At 32.8% G+C, this 4674-nt stretch carries 6 protein-coding genes; all 6 read right to left on the bottom strand.

Features of this window, described 5'->3' with window-relative positions; all coding sequences use genetic code 11:
• A partial coding sequence (locus HU235_RS16035) for a hypothetical protein (protein ID WP_174880853.1) occupies nucleotides 1-301 on the bottom strand: 301 nt, incomplete at its 3' end.
• A 104-nt stretch (nucleotides 302-405) separates the two neighbouring features.
• Nucleotides 406-972: a maltose acetyltransferase domain-containing protein gene (locus tag HU235_RS16030; protein ID WP_095300254.1), complete on the bottom strand. Its 567-nt coding sequence runs from the start codon at nucleotides 970-972 to the stop codon at nucleotides 406-408.
• 287 nt (nucleotides 973-1259) lie between these two features.
• Entirely contained in the window at nucleotides 1260-2480 is a 1221-nt protein-coding gene (gene hmpA, locus HU235_RS16025; RefSeq protein ID WP_174880852.1) for an NO-inducible flavohemoprotein, read from the bottom strand.
• A gap of 208 nt (nucleotides 2481-2688) precedes the next feature.
• Entirely contained in the window at nucleotides 2689-3432 is a 744-nt protein-coding gene (locus HU235_RS16020) for a class I SAM-dependent methyltransferase (protein WP_174880851.1), read from the bottom strand.
• 256 nt (nucleotides 3433-3688) lie between these two features.
• Complete coding sequence (locus HU235_RS16015; protein ID WP_174880850.1) at nucleotides 3689-4111, bottom strand: DUF1801 domain-containing protein; 423 nt, start codon at nucleotides 4109-4111, stop codon at nucleotides 3689-3691.
• 346 nt (nucleotides 4112-4457) lie between these two features.
• On the bottom strand, nucleotides 4458-4674 hold a 217-nt coding region (locus HU235_RS24900; protein WP_217451452.1), incomplete at its 5' end, for a hypothetical protein.

The following is a 4674-nucleotide window of genomic DNA, read 5'->3' as shown; positions in this document are numbered from 1 at the left end:
TTATAATATAATTATATTTTTCATGTCCTTTGAGTTCTATTTTTAACAATGAATCAGTTCTTGCATAGGAAAGAAAATACCATTCATCTCGATATTTAAAGCTACCTTCGTATATATTTAGTGGTGCAAACGAAGTACCAGGCGCCCTAATCATCCATTGCGGAGCTTGAAACGAACCGACAAATACTTCTTCAATCATCTTATAGGGAATCAAGATTTTTCGTTTAAAGGCAAAAAATGAGGTTAAACCCGTTACCTTTAGAGTAAGGATATCTTTGCCAAAATGAAGTTCTTTCCCCATTATCTCACCTCCGAAACTATCTTACTGACCTTCATTATAACTAATTTTTCGAAATTATTGCAATTCTAGCTAGCGATTATTAATAACATTTTGTATTGAATTTATTAACTATGTTGCTCTATTTTTTTAATCACTTTAGCAGGATTTCCACCAACGACAACATTATCAGGAACATCCTTTGTTACTACAGAGCCAGAGGCAATGACTGAATTATTTCCAATTGTCACTCCTGGATTAATAATTGCTCTACCACCAATCCAAACATTGTCTCCGATCATTACTGGTTTTCCAAATTCAGCGCCAGATATTCTTTCTTTTGCATTAAGTGGATGTGTTGCGGTATAAATATGTACGCCAGGTGCTATGAAACAATTATCCCCAATTTTTATTTCACAAACATCTAAAAAGACACAGTCAAAATTAGCATAGAAATTCTCACCTACATGGATATTATAGCCATAGTCACACCGAAACGTTGGCTCAATATAAAGGTTTTCACCTGTTGTACCAAAAAGCTCCTTTAATATTTCCGTTCTATTCTCATTCTCTGTTTCGAATGTCTCATTATATAATCTTGTTAGTCTGCGCGCCTCAAAGCGGTCATTTCTTAACTCTTGATCAGCTGCATTATAAAGTTCCCCATTCACCATTTTTTCCTTTTCTGATCTCATCTTTTTCGACTCTCCTTTAACCCCAGAATTAATTATTATTTTAATCATAACATATACCACAAAATACAAATCCTCTATAAGACTTTACAAAATGGAAAATTCACATTAGTATAAATAGATTTAGTAATAGATTCCACATAGTAAGACTTCATTAAAGTATTATTTTGAATCTAGTCTATTAAAACCTCTGATAGTTAACAGCCTTTTTCAATTTCAAAGCGAAAACAAAAGCTCTAACACCATAAAATGTTAAAGCTTTTGGAGAATCAATTGGACGATTGTAATCACTAATCTTCTCTTAAAATAGACACAGGACTAAATGCTTCAAAATGAATATTTTCATCAGCTATTCCTAATCGTTTTAACGCTTTACTTATCGTTTCCATAAATTGAAGTGAGCCACAGAAATAATATTGAGCTTCTTTGGAAGGGATAATTCTTTTTAGAAAATCAAAGTCTACATATCCCTCTTTATCATAATGGTTCTTATTTTTATCATCTTCAGTAGGTGTTGTGTAACAAACATATGAATGAACGTTTTGATGTTTGTCGGCAATTTGTTTTACATGGTCTTTGAATGTGTGAGACTGATGATTTCGTGTTGAATGGACAAAAATTACTTCACGCTTAGATTGCGTCTCAACAATTGTATTTAACATACTTAATAGTGGTGTAATTCCAATTCCTCCACTGATGAAGACAACTGGTTTGTCATCTTCCTCTAAAACAAAATCCCCTGCTGGTGCAGAAAATAACAGTGTATCTCCTATTTGTACTTGCTTATGTAAATAATTTGAAACAATACCTTCTGGAGACTCTTTAATCTCATCCTCACGTTTCACACTTATCCGGTAATAATCCTTACCAGGAGCTTCAGAAAGGCTATAATGGCGTATATGCGTATATTCTTGACCAGGTATTTCTGCTTTTAACGTTAGATATTGACCTGCTTTGTACGTCGCAATTGCTTCCCCATCGTTTGGTCTTAAATAAAATGAAGTAACGTCATCACTTTCCGCTATTTTTTTATCAACGATAAACTTTTTAAATCCTTCCCATCCACCCGGTTGTGTTTTCGTTTCTTCGTATAGCTTTTTTTCTAAGTTAATAAAGGCATCTGCAATATAACCGTACGCTTCTCCCCATGCATCAATAATTTCATCTGTCGCTGCTTGACCTAACACATCCTTTACAGCTTGAAGAAGAGTTTCACCAACAATAGGATATTGTTCAGGCTTAATTCCAATTGCACGATGTTTTTGAGCAATTCTTTCAACGACTGGCTTTATTGCCTCGAGGTTTGTTATGTGTTCACCTGCAGCATAAACAGCATAACCAAGCGCCTCCTGTTGAAGGCCTCTTTTTTGGTTCGTTTGATTAAATACATTATACAATTCGGGAGCTTTTAAAAATAATAATTCATAAAATCTTTTCCCTATTGCTGTACTATGTTCTTTTAAAACAGGAGCCGTCGATTGAACTAGTTGAATTGTTTTTTCGTTTAGCATTTTTATCACTCCCATAGATAGTTTACATATTCATCTTATCCCTTTGCATTATTTTTAAGCGACAGGCGCTATTCATTTTGGTTGTTTATTTCCTCTTGAGGCGTTCGCTTTTCACGGGTGGAGCTAATTGCAATACATATCTTGTAAGTTTCTGAAAAATGAAAAAAGCGTTTCTAAGTTGAAACGCTTTTCGTTCGAGTTTTTTGTTTTACTTCTTCGCAATAATTAAGAATCGATTAGAATTTGTACATATCCCTCTACTTGTTGTATTGTTTGTCAAAAACTCTTCGAATATTTTAAAATGGTGCTTTTCTTCCGCAAAATGAGGAATAATCGGCGTATGCTTTAGTAAAAATAGTAGATCCTCAGGTGATTGATAATATTCAGTTGCATTGTATTCATCCGATCGGACGATGGAAAAACCAGCATGTTTTAATTCATCTATATACCTTGCTTGTAATCTACCATTTATATCTTTATGTTGATGATGAAATGCTTGCTTAATATTTAACTTATCAGCTTCACTCACTTGTTGTGTAATAAAATATCCGCCTTTTTTTAGTACTTTTGCAACCTCTTCTGGGTGAAATGGGGCGTGCCGACACGTAACTATATCAAAAAACTCGTGGGGAAACTGTAAAAATGAAGAAGACATTTGACAAAACCGGATATTTTTATTATTTGCCAGCATACTATTTTTTTGTGCTGTTTTGATCATCCCACCTGATTGATCGATTCCAACAATAAATGCAAAAGATGCTGCGAGCGTTACTAAGTTTTCTCCACCACCTGAACCGATATCAAGTAGAAGATTAGTTGGGTGTGCTCTTTTAAGAATTTCTTGTTGATAATCCCATTTTACCCCTTCTGTTAAAACATTTATTTTACTAAAATCCCAGCCATTTATTTTACCAACTCTATCATAAAATTTGCCATAATCAAGATCATTCATTTTAATATCTCCTTTTCAAATTAAGACCTTTTTCGAATTGTTCATTTCTGTTCTTAAAAAAGGGCAGACTCCACCCTTGTTGGCTAGTACGCGTTTTTTCTAGCCCGAGATCTTATTACTTCGAACAGATAGAATAAACAATCCTTTCACCCCATTTGAAAAAGATATCTATATTTTACTCTAATAGGATAAATTAGTAAATCAATGAGGAGGTAGGCTTTAAACATGAAGCCTTTTTTTATCTTGTACATTTATTTTACTCGGCAGGATATTTTTCTTTTAAAAATGTTATCGACTGTTTTATTAACTCCTTCAAAATAGTAACATCAATATCAGCAACTTTATTAATATAAACACATGCTTTTCCAGATGTATGCTTTCCCAATTTTTTTAATAATTCTTCTCGTTTTGTATCCCCAGTAGCAAAATATAAGCTAATTTTTGCTTTTCGTGGTGAAAACCCTACTAAAGGTGCATCACCTTCATGCCCTGAATCATATTTATAATGATAAGCACCAAATCCAATGATACTTGGTCCCCACATTTTTGCTTGGTAGCCCGTTGTTTCAGTAAATAGATCTAATAGTTGATAAGCATCCTCTCGTTTTTTAGGATTTTCAACATTTTCAATAAATTCAATTACACTCGCATCATTTTCTTTTGTTTTTAACTCGTACATAGTTATACGCTTCCTTTCTATCAAAAAATTCAGGAAATAAATTGTTTAAAACATTATTAGATTAGATTCAATAAATAGCTTATCTATTTTGATCCATGTTAAAAGCATGTCTTTATACTTCTATTGCAAATGAATATTTGTACAGGTGAGGTGAGTCTAGTTTGTATTGATGCTCTTAATGTTCAAGTTCAGGAATAAGTACCCAGTCACTGTTCCTCTTCTCGTTAAATAAGGTTCACTTTGTAGATGACCTCTCCTTGTAATATCTATGAAAATCTTTGTGTTATTTCACTACTACATTTTAACTTTGCTACAAGCGCTGAAACCTTCAATCTATCATTCACTATTATAAATAATATAATAAATAAGATATTACATGAATAATACTTAAGTAGAAAAATAATGTTCCTAATCCTATGATAAGTAAGAACAAAAATGCGTATGTTATGTAGTTTTTCAACGATGTATTTTTATATTGCTCGCTGTGATTAATGGCTTTTATTATGATAAATAACACCCAAACCATTAAACATCCAATCCCGAAGAATAATAATGTTATAAGT

The organism is Metabacillus niabensis, assembly GCF_902829255.1.
In the GTDB taxonomy this organism is placed as follows: Bacteria; Bacillota; Bacilli; order Bacillales; family Bacillaceae; genus Metabacillus; species Metabacillus niabensis.
The sequence above is the reverse complement of the archived record's forward strand: the minus strand, read 5'-3'. Positions and strand labels throughout refer to the sequence as shown.

Coding starts and splice junctions, on each gene's coding strand:
- HU235_RS16030 (WP_095300254.1), bottom strand. CDS start 972: ATGAGATCAGAAAAGGAAAAAATGGTGAATGGGGAACTTTATAATGCA.
- HU235_RS16015 (WP_174880850.1), bottom strand. CDS start 4,111: ATGTACGAGTTAAAAACAAAAGAAAATGATGCGAGTGTAATTGAATTT.
- HU235_RS16020 (WP_174880851.1), bottom strand. CDS start 3,432: ATGAATGATCTTGATTATGGCAAATTTTATGATAGAGTTGGTAAAATA.
- hmpA (WP_174880852.1), bottom strand. CDS start 2,480: ATGCTAAACGAAAAAACAATTCAACTAGTTCAATCGACGGCTCCTGTT.